16 protein-coding genes are annotated in these 18,593 nt (G+C 74.5%); 12 read left to right on the top strand and 4 right to left on the bottom strand.

Features of this window, described 5'->3' with window-relative positions; all coding sequences use genetic code 11:
- Position 1 precedes the first annotated feature (1 nt).
- The 7 genes from qcrC to Q2K19_RS24810 all read left to right on the top strand — a co-directional run bounded on the left by qcrC (position 2) and on the right by Q2K19_RS24810 (position 10,129).
- Positions 2 to 787 (top strand): cytochrome bc1 complex diheme cytochrome c subunit, encoded by a 786-nt coding sequence (gene qcrC, locus Q2K19_RS24780; RefSeq protein ID WP_302764167.1) that lies wholly within the window; start codon positions 2 to 4, stop codon positions 785 to 787.
- Positions 784 to 1,647, top strand: coding sequence for a ubiquinol-cytochrome c reductase iron-sulfur subunit (locus Q2K19_RS24785; RefSeq protein ID WP_302764169.1), 864 nt, complete (start codon positions 784 to 786; stop codon positions 1,645 to 1,647). The genes qcrC and Q2K19_RS24785 overlap by 4 nt, the downstream gene beginning before the upstream one ends.
- Positions 1,644 to 3,437 (top strand): cytochrome bc1 complex cytochrome b subunit, encoded by a 1,794-nt coding sequence (gene qcrB / locus Q2K19_RS24790; protein ID WP_302764170.1) that lies wholly within the window; start codon positions 1,644 to 1,646, stop codon positions 3,435 to 3,437. The genes Q2K19_RS24785 and qcrB overlap by 4 nt, the downstream gene beginning before the upstream one ends.
- A 238-nt stretch (positions 3,438 to 3,675) precedes the next feature.
- Positions 3,676 to 5,442 (top strand): thiamine pyrophosphate-dependent enzyme, encoded by a 1,767-nt coding sequence (locus Q2K19_RS24795; RefSeq protein WP_302764172.1) that lies wholly within the window; start codon positions 3,676 to 3,678, stop codon positions 5,440 to 5,442.
- On the top strand, positions 5,439 to 8,567 hold the full coding sequence (locus Q2K19_RS24800; RefSeq protein WP_302764175.1) for an FAD-binding and (Fe-S)-binding domain-containing protein: 3,129 nt from the start codon (positions 5,439 to 5,441) through the stop codon (positions 8,565 to 8,567). The genes Q2K19_RS24795 and Q2K19_RS24800 overlap by 4 nt, the downstream gene beginning before the upstream one ends.
- A gap of 4 nt (positions 8,568 to 8,571) precedes the next feature.
- A complete protein-coding gene (locus Q2K19_RS24805; protein WP_302764177.1) occupies positions 8,572 to 9,651 on the top strand; it encodes an enolase C-terminal domain-like protein in 1,080 nt (359 codons plus the stop codon).
- Positions 9,652 to 9,691: 40 nt separating this feature from the next.
- Positions 9,692 to 10,129, top strand: coding sequence for a PPC domain-containing DNA-binding protein (locus tag Q2K19_RS24810; RefSeq protein WP_302764178.1), 438 nt, complete (start codon positions 9,692 to 9,694; stop codon positions 10,127 to 10,129).
- Between the two features lie 67 nt (positions 10,130 to 10,196).
- On the opposite strand, the gene Q2K19_RS24815 is transcribed toward Q2K19_RS24810, so the two are convergent.
- The 4 genes from Q2K19_RS24815 to Q2K19_RS24830 all read right to left on the bottom strand — a co-directional run bounded on the left by Q2K19_RS24815 (position 10,197) and on the right by Q2K19_RS24830 (position 13,834).
- Complete coding sequence (locus Q2K19_RS24815; protein ID WP_302764181.1) at positions 10,197 to 11,483, bottom strand: D-alanyl-D-alanine carboxypeptidase family protein; 1,287 nt, start codon at positions 11,481 to 11,483, stop codon at positions 10,197 to 10,199.
- A gap of 47 nt (positions 11,484 to 11,530) precedes the next feature.
- The gene (locus tag Q2K19_RS24820) at positions 11,531 to 11,719 is read right to left on the bottom strand and encodes a hypothetical protein (protein WP_302764183.1); all 189 of its coding nucleotides are present in this window, start codon (positions 11,717 to 11,719) and stop codon (positions 11,531 to 11,533) included.
- Positions 11,720 to 11,918: 199 nt separating this feature from the next.
- Positions 11,919 to 13,115 carry a peptidoglycan DD-metalloendopeptidase family protein gene (locus Q2K19_RS24825; protein WP_302764185.1) on the bottom strand — a complete coding sequence of 399 codons (1,197 nt, stop codon included), beginning with the start codon at positions 13,113 to 13,115 and terminating at the stop codon, positions 11,919 to 11,921.
- An 83-nt stretch (positions 13,116 to 13,198) separates the two neighbouring features.
- Positions 13,199 to 13,834, bottom strand: a complete 636-nt coding sequence (locus tag Q2K19_RS24830) for a hypothetical protein (RefSeq protein WP_302764188.1) — start codon at positions 13,832 to 13,834, stop codon at positions 13,199 to 13,201.
- 106 nt (positions 13,835 to 13,940) lie between these two features.
- On the opposite strand from Q2K19_RS24830, the gene Q2K19_RS24835 reads away from it, so the two are divergent.
- The 5 genes from Q2K19_RS24835 (at position 13,941) to Q2K19_RS24855 (ending at position 18,558) form a co-directional block, all read left to right on the top strand.
- Positions 13,941 to 14,315 (top strand): VOC family protein, encoded by a 375-nt coding sequence (locus tag Q2K19_RS24835; RefSeq protein WP_302764191.1) that lies wholly within the window; start codon positions 13,941 to 13,943, stop codon positions 14,313 to 14,315.
- 193 nt (positions 14,316 to 14,508) lie between these two features.
- Complete coding sequence (locus Q2K19_RS24840; protein WP_302764193.1) at positions 14,509 to 15,849, top strand: nicotinate phosphoribosyltransferase; 1,341 nt, start codon at positions 14,509 to 14,511, stop codon at positions 15,847 to 15,849.
- Positions 15,850 to 15,879: 30 nt separating this feature from the next.
- Positions 15,880 to 16,347 carry an SRPBCC family protein gene (locus tag Q2K19_RS24845; protein WP_302764194.1) on the top strand — a complete coding sequence of 156 codons (468 nt, stop codon included), beginning with the start codon at positions 15,880 to 15,882 and terminating at the stop codon, positions 16,345 to 16,347.
- On the top strand, positions 16,337 to 16,906 hold the full coding sequence (locus Q2K19_RS24850; protein WP_302764195.1) for a TetR/AcrR family transcriptional regulator: 570 nt from the start codon (positions 16,337 to 16,339) through the stop codon (positions 16,904 to 16,906). The genes Q2K19_RS24845 and Q2K19_RS24850 overlap by 11 nt, the downstream gene beginning before the upstream one ends.
- Before the next feature lie 68 nt (positions 16,907 to 16,974).
- Positions 16,975 to 18,558: an FAD-dependent monooxygenase gene (locus Q2K19_RS24855; RefSeq protein WP_302764197.1), complete on the top strand. Its 1,584-nt coding sequence runs from the start codon at positions 16,975 to 16,977 to the stop codon at positions 18,556 to 18,558.
- The last annotated feature ends 35 nt before the right edge of the window (positions 18,559 to 18,593 follow it).

Genomic DNA, 18,593 nt, shown 5'->3' on the forward strand with positions numbered 1-18,593 from the left:
GATGCGGCGCTCACGACCGGCCGTACGCCTGCCCGTCGCGCACCCGCGCCGGGTGCTCGCGGTGGGGGCGGTGCTGGTGCTCGCCGCCGGCCCGGTGGCGCTCGCCCCCGCACCTACCCCCACGACCGTCGCCCCGTCACCCGGGCCGGAGGACCGGGGCACCCAGCTCTACCTGGAGCACTGCGCGAGCTGCCACGGCGAGCGGGGCCAGGGCGCGCAGCGCGGGCCGTCGCTGGTCGGCGTCGGCGCGGCCTCGGTCGACTTCCAGCTCTCCACCGGACGGATGCCGCTGTCGCGGGAGGTGCCGCAGGTCGGTCGCGGCGAACCGGTCTTCTCCGCCGCGGACGTCGCCGCGCTGGTGGACCACGTGGCCACCTTCGGCGGGGGCGGGCCACCGGTGCCGCGCGTCGCGCCCGGCGACCCGGTCCCCGGCCGGGAACTCTTCGCCGCCAACTGCGCGCCGTGCCACGGGAGCACCGGCGCGGGCGGCGCGCTGACCAACGGATGGACCGCCCCGCCGCTGTACGACGCCACGCCGACCCAGGTCGCCGAGGCGGTCCGGGTCGGTCCCGGGCTGATGCCGGTCTTCCCCACCCAGGTGCTCAGCGACGCGCAGGTGAACGACCTGACCAGCTACGTGCAGCGGCTGCGCGGCGCCCGGCTCGACCGGGGCGGCAACCCGCTCGGTCGGCTGGGCCCGCTGGCCGAGGGCCTGGTGGCCTGGCTCGTGGTGCTGGGGCTGCTGGTCGCCGCCGTCCGGTGGCTCGGCCGGAAGGCGGGGGAGTGAGCGCCCGGCGTCCCCCGGCGGCCGAGCGCTCGGCCAGCCGCCGGATCGTGACGGCGTTCCTGGTCAGCGCGGCCGGGGCGGTCGGCTTCGTGGTGGCGTACGGGCTGAACGGCGGCCCCGGCTGGGAGGGGGTCAGCCTCGCGGTGGCCTTCGCCGGCCTGGCCGTGGGACTCGCGCAGTGGGGACGGCATCTCGTGCCGGTCGGCGGGTACGTCGAGGAGCACGAGGGCTTCATCCCGCCGCCGGACGAGCAGGCGCTGACCGCGGCCGAGCTGGGGGCACCCGACAGCCCGGTCCGCCGGCGCGGCCTGCTGGCCGCGCTCGGGCTGGCGCTGACCGCGCTCGGTGCCGCGGCGCTGTTCCCGCTGCGGTCGCTGCTGCCGTGGGACCGGACCCGCCCGGCCCGGGCGAGGCGGGACACCCCCTGGGCCCCCGGGGTGCGGCTGGTCACCGCCGACGGCCGTCCGGTGCGACCCGGGGACGTGCCCGCCGGCGCCGTGGTCGGGGTCTTCCCGGAGGGACAGGTCGACACCGGGGACGGCCCCGCCTTCGCGGTACGGCTGCAACCGGAACGCTTCGCCCGGCAGCCCTCCGGCGGCCACGTCGACGGCCTGGTGGTCTGGTCGCTGCTGTGTACCCACGCCGGCTGCCCGGTGCGGATGTACCTCAAGGGCGCCGAGCGGATGCTCTGTCCCTGTCACCAGTCCTCGTTCGACCTCCTGGCCGACGCCAGCCCGATCGCCGGCCCGGCCGCCCGGCCGCTGCCCGGCCTGCCGATCGAGGTCGGACCGGACGGCTTCCTGCGCGCCACCGGCGACTTCACCGGCCCGCCCGGCGCCGGCTTCTGGAGCCGGCCGTGATCACCGACCGGCTGGCCCGGGCGCTGGACGACCGGCTGCGGCTGTCCCCGCTCACCCGCCGGGCGCTGGCGAAGGTCTTCCCCGACCACTGGTCGTTCATGCTGGGCGAGATCGCGCTCTACTCGTTCGTGGCGCTGATCCTCACCGGCGTCTACCTGACCTTCTTCTTCGACGCGAGCTCCGCCGACCGGGTCTACCACGGCGACTACGCCCCGCTGGACGGCGCCACCGTCTCCGCCGCGTACGCGTCGACCGTGCGGCTGAGCTGGGACGTGCGGGCCGGCCTGCTGATCCGGCAGACCCACCACTGGGCCGCGTTGGTCTTCGTGGCGGCGATCCTGCTGCACCTGACGCGGATCTTCCTCACCGGCGCCTTCCGTAAGCCCCGCGAGCTGAACTGGCTGATCGGCGTGACCATGCTGACCCTGGCGCTGGCCAACGGGTTCACCGGCTACTCCATGCCGGACGACCTGCTCTCCGGGATGGGCCTGCGGATCATCGTCTCGGTGGTGGAGTCGGTCCCGCTCGTCGGCACGTGGTTGACGTCGATCGCCCTGGGCGGGGAGTTCCCCTCCGACGAGATGATCCCCCGGATGTTCATCAGCCACGTGCTGCTGGTGCCGGCGGTCCTGGTCGCCCTGGTGTCGCTGCATCTGGGCATCCTGGTCCGGCAGAAGCACAGCCAGTTCCCGGGCCCGGGGCGGACCGAGCACAACGTGGTCGGCTCCCGGCTGTGGCCGAGCTACACGCTGCGTACCCTGGCGCTGTTCGCCTGGCTGCTGGCGGTGCTGTTCGCCCTCGGTGGCCTGGTGCAGATCAATCCGGTCTGGCTCTACGGGCCGTTCGCGCCGGCCCAGTCCACCGCGCCGGCCCAGCCGGACTGGTACGTCGCCTGGGGCGACGGCGCCCTGCGGCTCTTCCCGCCGTGGGAGATCCACATCGCCGGTCACCTCGTGCCGGGGCCGTTCTTCCCGGGCGTGGTGCTCGGCGGGATCACCTTCCTCGCCCTGTACGCCTGGCCGTTCGTCGAACGGCTGTGGACCCGGGACCGCCGCGCCCACCAGCTCCTCGACCGGCCGCGGGACCATCCCGTCCGGCTGGCCGTCGGCGTCACCGCGTTGACCTTCTACGCGGTCCTCGTGGTCGCCGCCGGAGACGACATCATCGCGCGGCTGCTGCGGGTGCCCGTCTACCAGGTGCTGTCGGTGCTGCGGATCCTGGTGCTGGTGCTGCCCCTGCTGGCCGGTGCGGTCGCGTTGCTGACCGCGCGCGCGCTGCGTGGCGGCGGGGCCGCCTCCATCGGCGCGCTCACCCGCGCCGACCTGCGCCGGGCCGGCCGGCGGACGCCGCGTCCGGCGGCCGACGAGGGCGCGTCGGAGACGCCCGCGCCGGACCGGCCGGGAGAGCGGATCGAGCTGTGGCCGGACGGCGAGCTGTGGCGGTGGCGCTACGTCGACGAGGCCGCCGGTGTCGTCCTCACCGGCAACCGGGTCGTGCGGTCGGAGGAGGAGGCGGTGGCGGCGTCCCGGCTCGCGTACCCGGGGGTCGACCGGGTCGTGGTGCCGGGCCCGCCCCCGCCTCCGCCGCCCGGGCCGCTGCGCGCCGCCCTGCGCCGGTGGGGGCGGGCCGTCGCCGCCGGGTCGCTGCTCGTCGCCGCCCTCGTCGAGCGGCGGCGGGACCGCCGGCGGCAGGAGCGCCCCGAAGGCGACGGCGGACCGCGCCCACCGGAGCCGGCGGCGCCCGGATCGCCGCCGGAGGCGGCCGATGCCAGCCCGGGCGAGCCGACCTGAGCGGCCGCGGCCATCCGCCGCAAATACCACCGGATCGGGCGTTTGCCGGCAGAAGGCATGGGTAGCTGGCCAGACATCGGGACGCGCCGTGGCCGTCCGGGACGGGGCTGGAGAGCCCGGTGTCCGCCCACGCCCGCGCGCCTGCCGCGAGCGGCCGCCGCGCCGCTCGCCGTCGGCGGTACGACCGCCGGCACCAGCGGGGGCCGGAACGTGGGACTCCACGAGCAGGAGGCGTGACGTGCAGGAGATCGTGGGCGAGAGCCTGGCCCGGCGACTGGTGGACTGGGGCGTCGACACCGTCTTCGGGCTTCCCGGCGACGGCATCAACGGCCTGATGGAGGGCTTCCGCCGGCAGCGGGAGAAGCTGAAGTTCGTCCTGGTGCACCACGAGGAGGCGGCCGCCTTCATGGCCACCGGGTACGCCAAGGCCACCGGGCGGATCGGCGTCTGCGTCGCCACCTCCGGCCCCGGCGCCATCCACCTGCTCAACGGCCTGTACGACGCCAAGCTCGACCACGTGCCGGTGCTGGCCATCACCGGCATGCAGGAGTCCTCCGTGCTCGGCTCGCACTACCAGCAGGAGGTGCACACGGAGCTGCTCTACCAGGACGTGGCCGAGGCCTACAACCTGATGGTCACCAACCCGCAGCAGATGCCCGGGGTGCTCGACATCGCCATCCGGCACGCCCTGGCCCGGCGCAGCGTCGCGCACCTGACCTTCCCCAACGACATCCAGGTCGCCGCCGCCGGGGACGACCCGTACCGGCACGTCAGCCCGGGGGAGCCGCCGATGAGCAGCCCGTTGGTGTCGCAGCCGGCCGTGCCGCCGGAGCAGGCCGACCTGGCCCGGGCCGCCGAGGTGCTCAACGCCGGCCGGAAGGTGGCGATGCTGGTCGGCGTCGGCGCCCGGCACGCCCGCGACGAGGTCATCGCCCTGGCGGAGAAGCTCGGCAGCCCGATCGTCAAGACGCTGCCGGGCAAGATGGTGGTCCCCGACGACCACCCACTCACCACCGGCGGGCTCGGCCTACTCGGCACCCGGCCGAGCGAGGAGCTGATGGAGGAGTGCGACACCCTGCTGATGGTCGGCACCTCCTTCCCGTACGGGAAGTACCTGCCGTCGCCGGGGCAGGCCCGGGTGGTGCAGATCGACATCGAGGCCAGCCTGATCGGCATGCGGCTGCCGGTGGACGCCGCGGTCACCGCCGACGCGAAGGTGGCGTTGCAGCAGCTCCTGCCCCTGCTCCAGGGCGGCGACCGGGCCTTCCTGACGAAGTACCAGCGCGAGCGCGACGCGTGGCGGGCCGACATGATCGCCCTGCAGGACCCGTCGCGGGACCCGATCGCCCCGCAGTACCTGATGAGCTGCGTCGACCAGGCGGCCACCTCGGACGCGATCCTCACCTGCGACTCGGGCACCATCGCCACCTGGGCGGCCCGGCACTGGACCATCCGCGGCGGGCGGGAGTTCTACCTGTCCGGCAACCTGGCCACGATGGCACCGGGCCTGCCGTACGCCATCGCCATGCAGCACGCGTACCCGGGGCGGCAGGTGATCGCCTTCGTCGGGGACGGCGGGTTCGCCATGTTGATGGCCGAGTTCCTCACCGCGGTCCGGCACGAGCTGCCGATCAAGGTCGTGATCAACAACAACAACTCGTACGGGCAGATCCTCTGGGAGCAGATCGTCCTCGGCTATCCCGAGTACGCGGTGCGGCACCGGCAGCCGGAGGCCGACTTCGCCGCCTGGGCGCGGGCCTGCGGCGGGTACGGCGTGAAGGTCAGCGATCCCAGGGCGGTGCCCGAGGCGATCCGGGAGGCCCTGGCCCACCCGGGCCCGGCCCTGGTCGACTGCGACGTCAACCCCAACGAGCCGCCGATGCCCGGCAAGGTCAAGTACGACCAGGCGAAGCACTTCACCGAGGCGTTCCTGCGCGGCCAGCCCAACAAGATGGCCACCCTCGCCACCGTCGCCCGCGACAAGATCAACGAGCTGCGGTCATGAGCCGCCGGGTCAGCGGCACGGCCGCACGGACGGCACCCACCGTCGGCGCCGTGCCGCTGCCCGACCCGGTCCTGCGCGCGCCGGCCCCGATCCGCGACGTCGCCCTGGCCGCCCTCGCCGCCGACCTGCGCGCCGAGGTCGACGGCGAGGTCCGGTTCGACGCCGGTTCCAGGGCGGCGTACGCCACCGGCGGCTCCAACTACCGGCAGGTGCCGCTCGGCCTGGTGGTGCCCCGTACGGTCGAGGCGGCCGTGGCCGCGGTGGCCACCTGCCGGCGGCACGGCGTGCCCGTGCTCTCCCGGGGCGGTGGCACCAGCCTGGGCGGCCAGGTCACCAACGTGGCGGTGATCATCGACTGGTCGAAGTACTGCAACCGGCTGCTGGCGGTCGACCGGCGGGCGCGGACCTGCCTGGTCGAGCCGGGCATCGTGCTGGACACCCTGAACGACCTGCTGGCGCCCGACGGGCTGGAGTTCGGGCCGCGCCCCTCCACCCACAGTCACTGCACGATCGGTGGGATGGTCGGCAACAACTCGTGCGGCTCGACCGCGCAGCACAGCGGCAAGGCGGTCGACAACGTCGTCGAGCTGGAGGTGCTGCTCTACGACGGCACCCGGATGTGGGTGGGGGAGACCACCGACGAGCAGTACGCCGAGATCCAGCGCCGGGGCGGCCGCCCGGCCGAGGTCTACCGCCAGCTGCGCGCGCTGCGGGACGAGCACCTGACCGAGATCCGCACCCGGTACCCGGACATCCCGCGCCGGGTCTCCGGCTACAACCTCGACAGCCTGCTGCCGGAGAAGAACTTCCACGTCGCGCAGGCCCTGGTGGGCTCCGAGGGCACCCTGGTCACCGTGCTGCGGGCCCGGCTCAAGCTGCTGCCGGTGGTGCGCGCCAAGTCGATGGTGTTCCTGTCCTACCCGGACATCGCCGCCGCGGCCGACGACGTGCCGCGGGTCCTGCCGCATCACCCGATCGCCCTCGAAGGGCTCGACGACAAGCTGATCAACTTCGAGAAGCGCAAGCGGCTGCACCCCGAGGCCCTGCACAAGCTGGCCGACGGCGGCGGCTGGCTGATGGTGCAGTTGGGTGGCGACACCGTCGAGGAGGCGGAGGCCGCCGCCGCGCGCCTGGTCGACGCCCTGTGCCGCGACGGCGGGCCGGGCGTGCACCGGTTCGACGACACCGCCGTCGAGGAGCAGATGTGGGCGGTGCGTGAGTCCGGGCTGGGCGCCACGGCCCGCGTGCCGGGCGAGCCGGACACCTGGGAGGGCTGGGAGGACTCCGCGGTCCCCCCGGAACGGCTGGGCGACTACCTGCGCGATCTGGACCGCCTCTTCCAGGAGTACGGCTTCGGTCAGGCGTCGCTCTACGGGCACTTCGGGCAGGGCTGCGTGCACACCCGGATCCCGTTCGAGCTGAGGACGGCGGACGGGGTACGCCAGTTCCGCTCGTTCCTCGAACGCGCCGCCGACCTGGTGGTCTCGTACGGCGGCTCGTTCTCCGGGGAGCATGGCGACGGGCAGGCCCGCGGCGAACTGTTGCCGAAGATGTTCGGCGAGCGGCTGATCCGCGCCTTCGGCCAGTTCAAGGCGATCTTCGACCCGGACAACCGGATGAACCCCGGCAAGAAGGTCGCCCCCTACCCGCTGGACAGCCAACTTCGGCTGGGCGTGGACTTCAACCACGGCGATCTCGACACGCAGTTCCGCTACCCCGACGACGACGGCAGCTTCAGCCGAGCGGTGCTGCGCTGCGTCGGCGTCGGTCAGTGCCGCCGGGAGCACGGCGGGGTGATGTGCCCGTCGTACATGGTCACCCGGGAGGAGGAGCACTCCACCCGGGGCCGGTCGAGGCTGCTCTTCGAGATGCTCGACGGGACCGCGCGGGGCGGCACCATCGGCGACGGCTGGCGCTCCACCGCCGTCCGCGACGCCCTCGACCTCTGCCTGGCCTGCAAGGGCTGCAAGGCGGACTGCCCGGTCAACGTCGACATGGCCACCTACAAGGCCGAGTTCCTCTCCCACCACTACGCGGGCCGGCTGCGCCCCCGGGCGCACTACTCGATGGGCTGGCTGCCGGCGGCGGCCGCGTTCGCCGGACTCGCCCCCGGGGTGGCCAACGCGCTGGCGCACGCCCCGGTGCTCGGCCGGCTGGTCAAGGCGGCCGGGGGCGTTGACCAGCGCCGTGACGTTCCCGTCTTCGCCCCGGAGTCGTTCCAGCGCTGGTTCGCCCGCCGCATCCCCGGCGGGGACGGGTCCCGGGGCGAGGTGGTGCTCTGGCCGGACACCTTCACCAACCACTTCCACCCCGGCGTCGCCCAGGCCGCGGTCGAGGTGCTGGAGGCGGCCGGCTGGCGGGTCCGCGTCCCCGAGAAGCCGGTGTGCTGCGGCCTGACCTGGATCTCCACCGGCCAGCTCGGCGTCGCCAAGCGGGTACTGCAGCGCACCGTGGACGTGCTGCGCCCGCACCTGCGGGCCGGCACCCGGGTGGTCGGCCTCGAACCGAGCTGTACGGCCGTGTTCCGCGGCGACGCCCACGAGCTGTTCCCCGCCGACGAGGACGTCGGCAAGTTGCGCCGGCAGACGGTGACCCTGGCCGAGCTGCTGCACCAGCACAGCCCCGGCTGGCGGCCGCCCTCCCTGCCGGCGCACGCGCTGATCCAGACCCACTGCCACCAGCACGCCGTCCTCGGCACCACCGCCGAGCAGGCGGTGCTCGCGAGCGCCGGGGTGCGCGCTGACTTTCTGGACTCCGGCTGCTGCGGGCTGGCCGGCAACTTCGGCTTCGAGCAGGGGCACTACGAGGTCTCCGAGGCGTGCGCCGAACGGGTGCTGCTGCCCGCCGTCCGCGCCGCCGCCGACACCGACGTCATCCTCGCCGACGGCTTCAGCTGCCGTACCCAGGTGGCGCAGAGCGCCGCCGGCGGCCGGCAGGCGATCCACCTGGCCGAGCTGCTCCGCGCCGGTCTGCACGGCACGGGCGTGCCGCCCCGTCCCGAGCAGGCGTGGACCCACCGGCCGGGCCGACCGCCGCGGGCGGTCCGCTGGGCCACCGCCGGGCTCGCCGGGCTGGCCGCGCTGGCCCCGGTGGTCGCGCTCGCCGCGCGCCGGTGGAAGCGGTGACCTGGTGCGGCTGACCGCCGCCGCGTACCGGGTGCCGACCGACGACCCCGAGGGCGACGGCACCCTGGCCTGGGACGCCACCACGATGGTGCTGGTCCGGGCGGAGGCCGACGGGCAGACCGGTCTCGGCTGGACCTACGGCCCCACGGCCGTCGCGCCGGTGGTGACCGAGCTGTTCGCTCCGGTGGTGGCCGACCTGGACCCGGACGACGTGCCGGCCGCCTGGACGGCCATGCGCCGGCAGCTGCGCAACACCGGGCGGCCCGGGGTGGCCGGGTTGGCGCTCTCCGCCGCCGACTGCGCGGTGTGGGACCTCAAGGCCCGCCGGCACGGCCTGCCGCTGGCCCGGCTGCTCGGCACCGCCCGCCACCGGGTCCCGGTGTACGGCAGCGGCGGCTTCACCACCTACGACGCCGAGCGCCAGCACCGCCAGCTCGCCGGTTGGGTGCACGAACAGGGCATCCCCCGAGTGAAGATCAAGATCGGGGAGTCCGGCGGCAGCGAGGTCCCCCACGACCTGGCCCGGATGGCCGCCGCCCGGCGCACCATCGGCGCCGACGCGGAGCTGTACGTGGACGCCAACGGCGGCTACCAGCGCAAGCAGGCCGTGCGGGTGATGCGGGCCGCCGCCGACCTCGACGTCCGGTGGTACGAGGAGCCGGTCAGCTCCGACGATCTGCCGGGCCTCGGCCTGGTCCGCGACCAGGTCCTGCCCGACGTGGCGGCCGGGGAGTACGGCTTCGACCTCGCCTACTTCCACCGGATGGCCCCTTACGTCGACTGCCTCCAGATCGACGTCACCCGCTGCGGCGGGATCACCGAGTTCCTGCGGGCCGCCGCGGTGGCGGCCGCCGCCGGCCTGGAGGTCTCCGCGCACTGCGCGCCGCACCAGCATCTGGCGGTCGTCGCCGCCACCCCGAACCTGCGGCACCTCGAGTGGTTCCACGACCACGTCCGGATCGAGTCGATGTTCTTCGACGGGGTGGTGCCGGCCACCGGCGGCGCCGTCGCCGTCCCGCTCGACCGGCCCGGCAACGGGCTGGATCTGCGGGCGACCGAGGCGGACCGGTACCGGGTCGGCTGACGGACAGCGGTGCGGACGACGCCCGGGAGAGGAGACCCAGATGCGGGCACGGGAGGTACGGCACCAGACCGGACGGGTGCTGGTGGTGGTCTGCGACAAGGGGGAGGAGGCGGTCGGCGCCGTCGGCGCGGCGCTGCGCGAACAGGGGATCCGCGCCGCCCGGGTGACCGCGGTCGGCGGGTTCGCCGAGGCCGAGCTGGGCTGGTTCGACCGGGCGGCCGGCGACTACCGGCGCATCCCGGTCACCGAGCAGGTCGAGGTGCTCTCTCTGCTCGGTGACGTCGCCGAGCAGAACGGGGAGCCGGCCCTGCACGTGCACGCGGTGCTGGGCCGCTCGGACGGCGGCACCGTCGGCGGGCACCTGCTGCGCGGGCGGGTCTGGCCGACCCTGGAGGTGATCATCTCGGAGGTGGCGCCGGAATTGGCCAAGCAGGTCGACCCGGAGACCGGGCTGGCGCTGATCTCGGGCGGCTCCTGACCACCGCTCACCCGTTCGGCACCGGCCTCGGCCGCAGGACTTCCTCATCGGCGGCCCGCGCCCGGGCTCAGCGGTGCTGCCGGATGCGGTCCCAGGCGCTCGGGGGCACCAGCCCCACCCCGGTGCGGAGCGGGGTGGCGACCGGGGCGCCGTCACCGGCGACAGCGCTGAGCCGGCCGTGTTCGGCCCCGGCCGGCAGCCGGGCGGGCACGGCCGGGAGGTCCGCGTCCAGCCGTACCCGCATGCCGGGCCAGCCCACCACGGTCAGGTCCCGCGCCGCCGTGATCGTGGTGCCGGCGCCGAGCGGCCCCCGCACGGTGGCCACCTGATCGCCGGCCCGGACGATCGGGTGCACCGCGATCGCCGCGGCGGCGGCGCGGACCAGCGGACGGGTCACCCGGAACACCCGGTCCAGCTGCACCGGGGTGTTGGCGCCGGGCTGCCCCAGGACAGCGCCCACGATGGTGATGCTCCGGCCACCCACCTTGACGACGGCGGCGAAGACGAGGCAGCCGCCGGCCTCGTCGGTGGACCCGGTCTTGATTCCCACGACGCCGTCCCGGCCGACCAGGGAGTTGTAGTTCTCCACCGTGCCGGCGACCGGCAGAGTGGCCTTCTTCTGCGCCACGATCTCCGCGAACGCCGGCAGTTTCATCGCCTTGCGGGCCAGTATCACCTGATCGACGGCGGTGCTGACGGTGCCCGGGTCGTACCCGGACGGATCGGTGTAATGGGTGTTGGTCATACCGAGCGCGGCGGCGGTGTCGTTCATCTTGGCGATGAATGCCTCGATGCTGCCGGCGTCCCAGGCGGCGAGGATCCGCGCCATGTTGTTCGCCGACGGCAGCAGCACCGCCTGGAGCGCCTGGCGCTCGGTGAAGACCGCGCCCGTGACGACCGGGATCAGCGACTCGCCACGCGCCTGCTCCGCCGGGTACGCGGCGGCCTGCTCCGCGCTGACGGTGAGGTCCGGTCCCGGCTCGCCCCGGCGCAGGGGGTGCTCGGTCAGGATGACGTACGCGGTCATCACCTTGGTCACGCTCGCGATGGGCACCGGGTGGCTCCCGCCCGACCGGCCCAGCGAGCCCACCCCCACGACCGAGAGGGCGGCCTGCCCCGTCTTCGGCCACGGCATCGCCGGGACCTTGCCGGGAATGGTCCTCGACACCGCCAGGGTCCGGGTGACGGTCGGCGCGGGCAGCGGGCGAAGCAGCGGCGCGATCGCGACCAGCCCCGCTCCGGCCAGCAACAGGGCCAGCAGCGCGCAGATCAGCAGCCGCGGGCGGCGCGCCCGACGCCGCCGCGGTGGTGGTGCGGCGACCGCCGGGATCACCTGGGTCGGCGCGTCGAGCATGTGGACATCCCTCCCGTACGGCGCGGCGGTGCCTTGCCCTCGCCGCGTCATACGCCGGCCCCGAGGTCGCCACCGGCGGGTACGCCACGCTGCTCGGAGTCGGCAACCTCGTACCCGGCGGCCGTCCGCCGCCCGGCGGCCGCGCTGGCCCGCCGGATCGCGAGGGTCTCCCGGATACGCCGGCGCACGGCCCGCCATTGCCGGTCGTTCCTGCTCTGCGCTGGCGATGGTGCCACAAGCCCTCGTTCCCGTGCGAACATGCCGGCACGGTACGGACCCAGGTGTGAAGAACTGACGAAGAAGTGATGACGCCACCGTGCGAGCGCCGGTCGCACCGCTTCTGCACGACAGGTTCACTGCTGCTGACCGCCCGCACCATCGAGGTCGACGTGCTGTTGGGCCTCGACATCGGCGCCGACCACCGGGAGGCGCGGGTCAGAGCCAGGGCAGCGGGTCCACGGCCCGGCCGCCGAGCCGCACCTCGAAGTGCAGGTGGGGACCGGTCGACGCGCCGGTGGAGCCGACCAGGCCGATCACCTGCCCGGCACGGACCCGCTGACCGGGCGACACCAGCAGGCGGGACTGGTGGCCGTAGCAGGTGGAGAGCCGCTGCCCGTCCGCCCTGCCGTGGTCGATGCAGGTGTAGTTGCCGTAGCCGCCGTACCAGCCGGCGCGGGTGACCCGGCCGTCCATCGCGGCGACGATCGGCGTGCCGGCCGGGGCGGCGAGGTCCACGCCGGGATGCCGCTGCCAGACGTGGTAGTAGGGATCGAACCGGACGCCGTACCCGCTGGTGAGGCGGCCGGCCACCGGCCGGCCCAGCCGGCCGCCGCCCCTGGTGGTCTCCTCGTGGTTCGGTGCCGCGGCCGGGACCACGGCGGAGCGGGCGCGCCGGTCGATCTCCTGCCGGAGGGTCGTCTCTTCCCGCTGGCGGCGGCCGAGTTCGGCCTGGCCGGAGGTGATCGCGGCGGACAGGGCGGCGGCGCGGCCGGTGGGGGTGTCGACCAGGTCCGCCGCGTCCGCCACGGCGATGGGCGGCGGGTCGCCCGGAGCCCCGCCCGCCGTCAGCGCGGTCAGCAGCTGCAGCACCGGGTCCGGTTCGCGCTGCACCCGGTCCAGGTCGTCGCGGGTGCGGGCGAGGATGTTCTGCAGGTACTGGATCCGGTGCTGGACCTCGGTCAGCGCGGCGACCTGCCGGGCCTGGGGCGTGACGGCGGCGTCGACCGGTGGTTGGGGATACAGGTCGGCACCCGGGTCGTCGGTGATGACGGTGGCGGCGCTGTCCGGGTCGATGGCCGGGGCGGCGGGGGAGTCCGGGGCGGTGGTGGACCGGGGCGCGGCGGGTGACGCCGGTGTGCTGGGGCGCGACCCGGTGGGCGAGCCGCTCGGCGTGGGGGAGGGGCGGGTCAGGATCGGCGGCCGGAGCGGCGAGACCGTGACGGAGGGCAGCGTGATCGACGGCGGTTTCACCGGCGGCAGCGACACGGACACTGACAGGCTGGGCTGGGGAAGGGGCAGGATCGGGTCGGCCGCGGCGCTGTCCGCCCCGATCGGCAGGCTCACCGACGTCACGGTCAGGGCCGCCGCCCCGGCGGTCGCCGCCAGCGCCGCCCGTCGCCACGCGTGGTTCATGCCGCAGCCTCCCGCCGCCGATCCCGTCAGCTCTTACATCGGATTCCGTGGTGTCGGCGTAACAGGTGGTGGGAGTGCGGCGTTCACGTGCCGCCCGGGCGTCTGCGCCGGCGGGCCAGCAGCAGCGCGCCGACCGCGATAGCGCCGGCCACCAGCACCGCCACGGCCGGAGCCGCCATCGACCGCCGGTGTGGCGGAACGATCGTCACCGCGGCTTCGGTCTGCCCCGGCGACTCCAGGATCGTCGGGTCCGCCCCGGGAATCAGGTACGCGTTGCTGGCGACCTGGGCGCTGCCGCCGGCGAACTGCGCGGCGGTGAGGGTGACCCGGTTGCGGACCAGCGCGCCGCGTGGCTCGCCCGGGCTGATCCGGCCGGTGATCGTGACGCGCGGCGCTGTCCCACCGGCGGCCAGCCGGACGTCACCCAGTTCGCAGACGACGGTACGGGCGGAGACGGTGCACCGGCCGGGTTCGGCGCGGGCGGTGATGCTGTCCAGGTCGGCCGTGGTGGTGAGGGTGATCACCGCCGCGGTCAGCGCGGCCGTGCCGGAGATCGTGATGGTGTGGGTGACCTGCTGTCCGGGCAGCGCCCCGAACGGGGCGGTGGTGAGCACGGGTGTCGCGTCGACCGGGGGCCCCGGGGTCGGGGTCGGTGTCGGGGCGATCAGCGTCGCGGCGGCGACCATGCTCACCACCGGCCCGGCAACGGACTCCCACATGCCCACACTGTAGGCCCGCCGCGGGGCCTTCGCCGGGCACCTTCCGAGAGAGCGGGTGCGGCATGAGGCAGGTGCCGCGGCCGCGTCACCGGGGTACGACAGGGGCATGGCAGACCGACCACGACTGACCCTGGCCGCCACCGTGCTGGACTCGCCCGACGCGCAGGAACTCGCCGCGTTCTACGAGCGCCTGCTCGGCTGGGCCCGGCACGAGGACGAGCCGGACTGGGTGGTGCTGCGCGCGTCGGACGGCCACGGGGCGCTGTCCTTCCAGACCGAGCCCGCGTACGTGCGCCCGGTCTGGCCCGCCGGCCCGGGGGAGCCGCAGATGATGGCCCACCTCGACATCAGCGTCGACGACCTGGAATCGGCGTCGGCCCACGCGGTGGCCGCCGGCGCGACGGTGGCGGACTTCCAGCCCCAGGCCGACGTGCGGGTGCACCTCGATCCGGCCGGTCACCCGTTCTGCCTCTTCACCTGAGCCTGGTGCCCTCCGGCGTCTTCGGTCCATCCCGCTGGACGTCTTCGGCCTCGACCCGGCGCGGGCGGCGGCCTGACCGGAACACGTGGCGGCACCCGGCCCGGCGCCGGGGTGCCGCCCGTTGTGGATCCGCCATTCCCCGGACACTGCACGTCGCGGTCGACCACAGTGATGGCGTGGCGGAGGAGCGGGCATGACTGGACTGCGTACCGACCTGTACGAGCTGCGGATGGCGGCCAGCTACCTGCGTCGCGGCATGACCGAGCCGGCCACGTTCAGCCTCTTCGTCCGCCGCCTGCCGCACCGGCGGGGCTTCCTGGTCGCGGCCGGGCTGGCCGAGGCGCTGGCCTTCCTGGAGGGCTTCGCGTTCGACGACGACGAGCTGGGCTACCTGCGCGAGGTCGTCGGGCTCGACCAGCCGACCCTGGCGGCGCTCGCCGGGCTGCGGTTCACCGGCGACGTGTGGGCCGTACCGGAGGGGCGAGTGGTCTTCGCCGACGAGCCGTTGCTGGAGGTGACCGCGCCCATCGCGGAGGCGCAGCTGGTGGAGACCGGGGTGCTGAACCTGATCACCTTCCACACCACGGTGGCCACCAAGGCCGCCCGCTGCCGGCTCGCCGCCGGCGACGCGCAGCTGATCGACTTCGCGTTCCGTCGCACCCACGGCATCGAAGCCGGGGCGGGTGTGGCGCGGGCGTCGGCCATCGCCGGCTTCGCCGCGACCAGCCACGTCGAGGCCGCCCGGCGGTACGGGCTCAACCCGTCGGGGACGATGGCCCACTCGTACGTCGAGGCGTTCCCGGACGAGCGGGCCGCGTTCCGCGCCTTCGCCGCCGACTTCCCGACGAACCCGATTTTTCTGGTCGACACCTACGACACGCCCGCCGGCGTGCGGGCCGCCGTCGACGTCATCACCGAACTCGGGCTGACCGGCCCGATGGCCGTGCGGCTCGACTCCGGTGACCTGGCGGCACTGGCCCGGGAGTCGCGCGCGATCCTGGACGAGGCCGGACTGCGACAGGCCAAGATCGTTGCCAGCGGCAGCCTCGACGAGGACCTGATCGCGGCGCTGGTCGCCCAGGGCGCACCGATCGACGGGTACGGCGTGGGCACGAAGATGGGCGTCTCCTACGACGCGCCGTCCCTGGACAGCGCCTACAAACTGGTCGCCTACGGCGACCGGCCGGTGCTGAAGCTGTCGCCCGGCAAGGCCACCCTCCCCGGTCCCAAGCAGGTCTTCCGAGCTCCCGCCGGTGCCGGCGGGGATCTCGTCGGATTGCGCGACGAGTCGCCGCCGGCGGAGCGCGAGCGGTTGCTGGTGCCGGTCATGCGCGGTGGCCGGCGCAAGGAGAGTGCCGATCCGGCCGGCGAGGTGCGGGCGGCGCGGGACCGGTTCGACGCCGACCTCGCCTGGTTGCCGGAGGCGGCCCGGCGGCTGGCCGATCCGACGCCGGTCGCTGTCACGGTCACCCCGTCCCTGTCGGCGCTGCATGACCGGGTGAAGGGGCAACTGGGCGGCGGTGCGGGCTACTGATCGCCCGGTCGCGTGTGTACCATCTGGTACATGGACTACTCGGAGACGATCACCACCCCGGCGGGGCTCGATCACGCCTGGGCCGCGCTGACGGACGTGACGAGCTATCCCCGGTGGACGGCCTCGATGTCGACGGTGGAGCCGCTCGACGGCCCGGTTCTGCAGCCGGGCAACCGGTTCCGCGTCCGGCAGCCCGGCCTGCCGACGGTCGTGTGGCGGATCTGCGAGGTGGTGCCGGGCAGCTCGTTCGCCTGGGAATCACACGCTCCCGGCGTGCACACGGTTGCCCACCACCGGCTCGACCGCGACCCGGACGGTACGACCCGGATCAGCATCGGCATCCGGCAGAACGGTGCCCTCGCCTGGCTGGTCGCGCTGCTGACCGCAGCTCGGACCCGGCGGTACCTGCGGCTGGAGGCGGCCGGGCTGAAGGCGGCCGCCGAGGCGGATGCCGGCGCGGCGGCGGGCGACGGCGCGGCGTCCACCGGTGGCCGGTGACGCCCGCGAGGCGCTGCTCGACCGGTGCGTCGACGCCCTGAAGGAGGGCGGGTTCAGCCAGCTCAGCCTCCGCGAGATCGCCTCCGCCACGGGCACCAGCCACCGCATGCTGATCTACCACTTCGGCAGCCGGGAAGGCCTGCTCGCGGAGGTCGTCCGGCGGATCGAGGCCGAGCAGCGCGCCGCGCTCGCCGCGCTGGCCGCCGGCAGCGATGATCCGGTCGAGGTGAGCGGGCGCTTCTGGCGGCGCCTGGCCGACCCGGCGTTGGCCCCGGCGGAACGTTTGTTCTTCGAGATCTACGCGCACGCCCTGTTCGGCCGGTCCTGGACCGAGTCGTTCCGCGCCTCGGTCATCGCCGCGTGGGCGGCCCCTGTCGAGGAGATGTTCGGCCAGCTCGGGTACGACCCGACCGAGGCCCGCCGACGCGCCCGGTTGGCCCTCGCCGCGACCCGTGGCCTGCTGCTGGATCTGCTGATCACCGGCGACCGGGAGATCCTCGACGGCGCCGCCGACCTGTTCGCCCGGCTCATCACGGCACCACCCGCACCGAAGGCGTGAGCCGCGGGGGAAACCTCGGTATTGTCAGGCGGCGGCGGGCAGTCACCCGGTCCGAGCCAGGGGGCGCGATGGACGCGGTCGAGGTGCTGGTGGTCGGGGCCGGGCCGACCGGGCTCGCCATGGCCAGGCAGTTGGCCGCGTTGGGGGTCTGGACCCGCGTGGTCGACCGGGCGCTGGACCGGGTGCGCGAGTCGCGCGCGCTGGCTGTCCAGCCGCGCACCCTGGAGGTCCTCGCCGGGCTCGGCGTGACCGACGAGTTGGTCTCCCGGGGCAATCCCGCGGTGCGGCTGTGCCTGCACACCCGGGGCCGCCAGCGGACGGTGCCGCTGTTCGACCTCGGTCTGCCCGACACCGCGTACCCGTATCTGCTTCTGCTGTCCCAGGCGGAGACCGAACGGATCCTGGGCGAGCACCTGGCGACGGCGGGGATCACCGTCGAGCGGGGCGTCGAGCTGGTCGGGCTGGACCGGACCGGGGACGGGGCGGTGGCGACGCTGCGGCACCGGGACGGCGGTGCGGAACGGGTGTCAGCCCGGTACGTGGTGGGCTGCGACGGTGCGCACAGCACCGTCCGCCACCTGGCCGGGATCGGGTTCCAGGGTGCCGCGTACCCGCAGACGTTCGTCCTGGCCGACGTCGAGGCCGACGGCGTGGGCGTCGGCGCGGCGCACGCGTTCCTCGCCGAGCGGGGGATGTTCCTCCTCTTCCCGCTCGGCCGCCCGGCCACCTGGCGGGTGGTGGCCGTGCGACCACGCACCGACCGGACTCCACCGGACGCCCCGGTCACCCTCAGCGGGTTGCAGGCCCTCGCCGACGGCTACACCGGCGCGACGGTGCGACTGCACGACCCGGTCTGGATGACCAACTTCCGGCTGCACCACCGCGCTGCCACCCGCTACCGCTCCGGGCCGCTGTTCCTGGCCGGCGACGCCGCACACATCCACAGCCCCGCCGGGGGGCAGGGCATGAACACCGGCATCCAGGACGCGGTCAACCTCGGGTGGAAGTTGGCCCACGCGCTGCGGGGCGACGCCGACCCGCTGCTGCTGGAGAGCTACGAGGCGGAGCGGGCGCCGGTCGGCCGGATGGTCCTGCGCTTCACGGATCGGGCGTTCACCGTCGCCACCGCCACCAATCCGCTCGTGCGCTTCGCCCGTTCCCGGATCGCCCCCGCGGTGATCCCCGCGGTGCTCGCCCCGCGGTTCGTCCGGTCCATCGCCTTCCGCACGATCGCGGAGTTGGCCATCCGCTACCGCAGGAGCCCGCTGTCGATGGAGGGACCGGGTGCGCCGCGCAGGGGTCCGCGAGCCGGCGACCGGCTACCCGACGTTCCACTGTCGCCCGGCGGGGACCGGCCGACCCTGCACCGGCTCACGGCTGCGCCCGGCTGGCATCTGCTGCTGTGCGGGCCGCCGGGCGCCTGGCCGGACCCGTTGACCGCCGCGCTCGACCGGTACGCGGTCAGCGTGCACCGGCTGACCGCACCCGCCTCCGGGGTGGACCCGGTCCCGGCGCTGCGTCGGCTCGGCGTCGCCCGAGGAGCCGCGGCGCTGTATCTCGTGCGGCCGGACGGGCACGTCGGCTACCGAAGCGGCGGAGGTGAGGTGACCGGGCTGCTGGCCTACCTCGAGCGGTGGCTCGGTGCGCGATGATCAGACGTACACCGGGGCGACCACCGGCCCGTCGC

The organism is Micromonospora sp. NBRC 110009 (assembly GCF_030518795.1).
Taxonomy (GTDB): Bacteria; Actinomycetota; Actinomycetes; order Mycobacteriales; family Micromonosporaceae; genus Micromonospora.

Coding starts and splice junctions, on each gene's coding strand:
- qcrC (WP_302764167.1), top strand. CDS start 2: ATGCGGCGCTCACGACCGGCCGTACGCCTGCCCGTCGCGCACCCGCGC.
- Q2K19_RS24835 (WP_302764191.1), top strand. CDS start 13,941: ATGGCAGACCGACCACGACTGACCCTGGCCGCCACCGTGCTGGACTCG.
- Q2K19_RS24830 (WP_302764188.1), bottom strand. CDS start 13,834: ATGTGGGAGTCCGTTGCCGGGCCGGTGGTGAGCATGGTCGCCGCCGCG.
- Q2K19_RS24810 (WP_302764178.1), top strand. CDS start 9,692: ATGCGGGCACGGGAGGTACGGCACCAGACCGGACGGGTGCTGGTGGTG.
- Q2K19_RS24815 (WP_302764181.1), bottom strand. CDS start 11,483: ATGCTCGACGCGCCGACCCAGGTGATCCCGGCGGTCGCCGCACCACCA.
- Q2K19_RS24825 (WP_302764185.1), bottom strand. CDS start 13,115: ATGAACCACGCGTGGCGACGGGCGGCGCTGGCGGCGACCGCCGGGGCG.
- Q2K19_RS24840 (WP_302764193.1), top strand. CDS start 14,509: ATGACTGGACTGCGTACCGACCTGTACGAGCTGCGGATGGCGGCCAGC.
- Q2K19_RS24845 (WP_302764194.1), top strand. CDS start 15,880: ATGGACTACTCGGAGACGATCACCACCCCGGCGGGGCTCGATCACGCC.
- Q2K19_RS24855 (WP_302764197.1), top strand. CDS start 16,975: ATGGACGCGGTCGAGGTGCTGGTGGTCGGGGCCGGGCCGACCGGGCTC.
- Q2K19_RS24800 (WP_302764175.1), top strand. CDS start 5,439: ATGAGCCGCCGGGTCAGCGGCACGGCCGCACGGACGGCACCCACCGTC.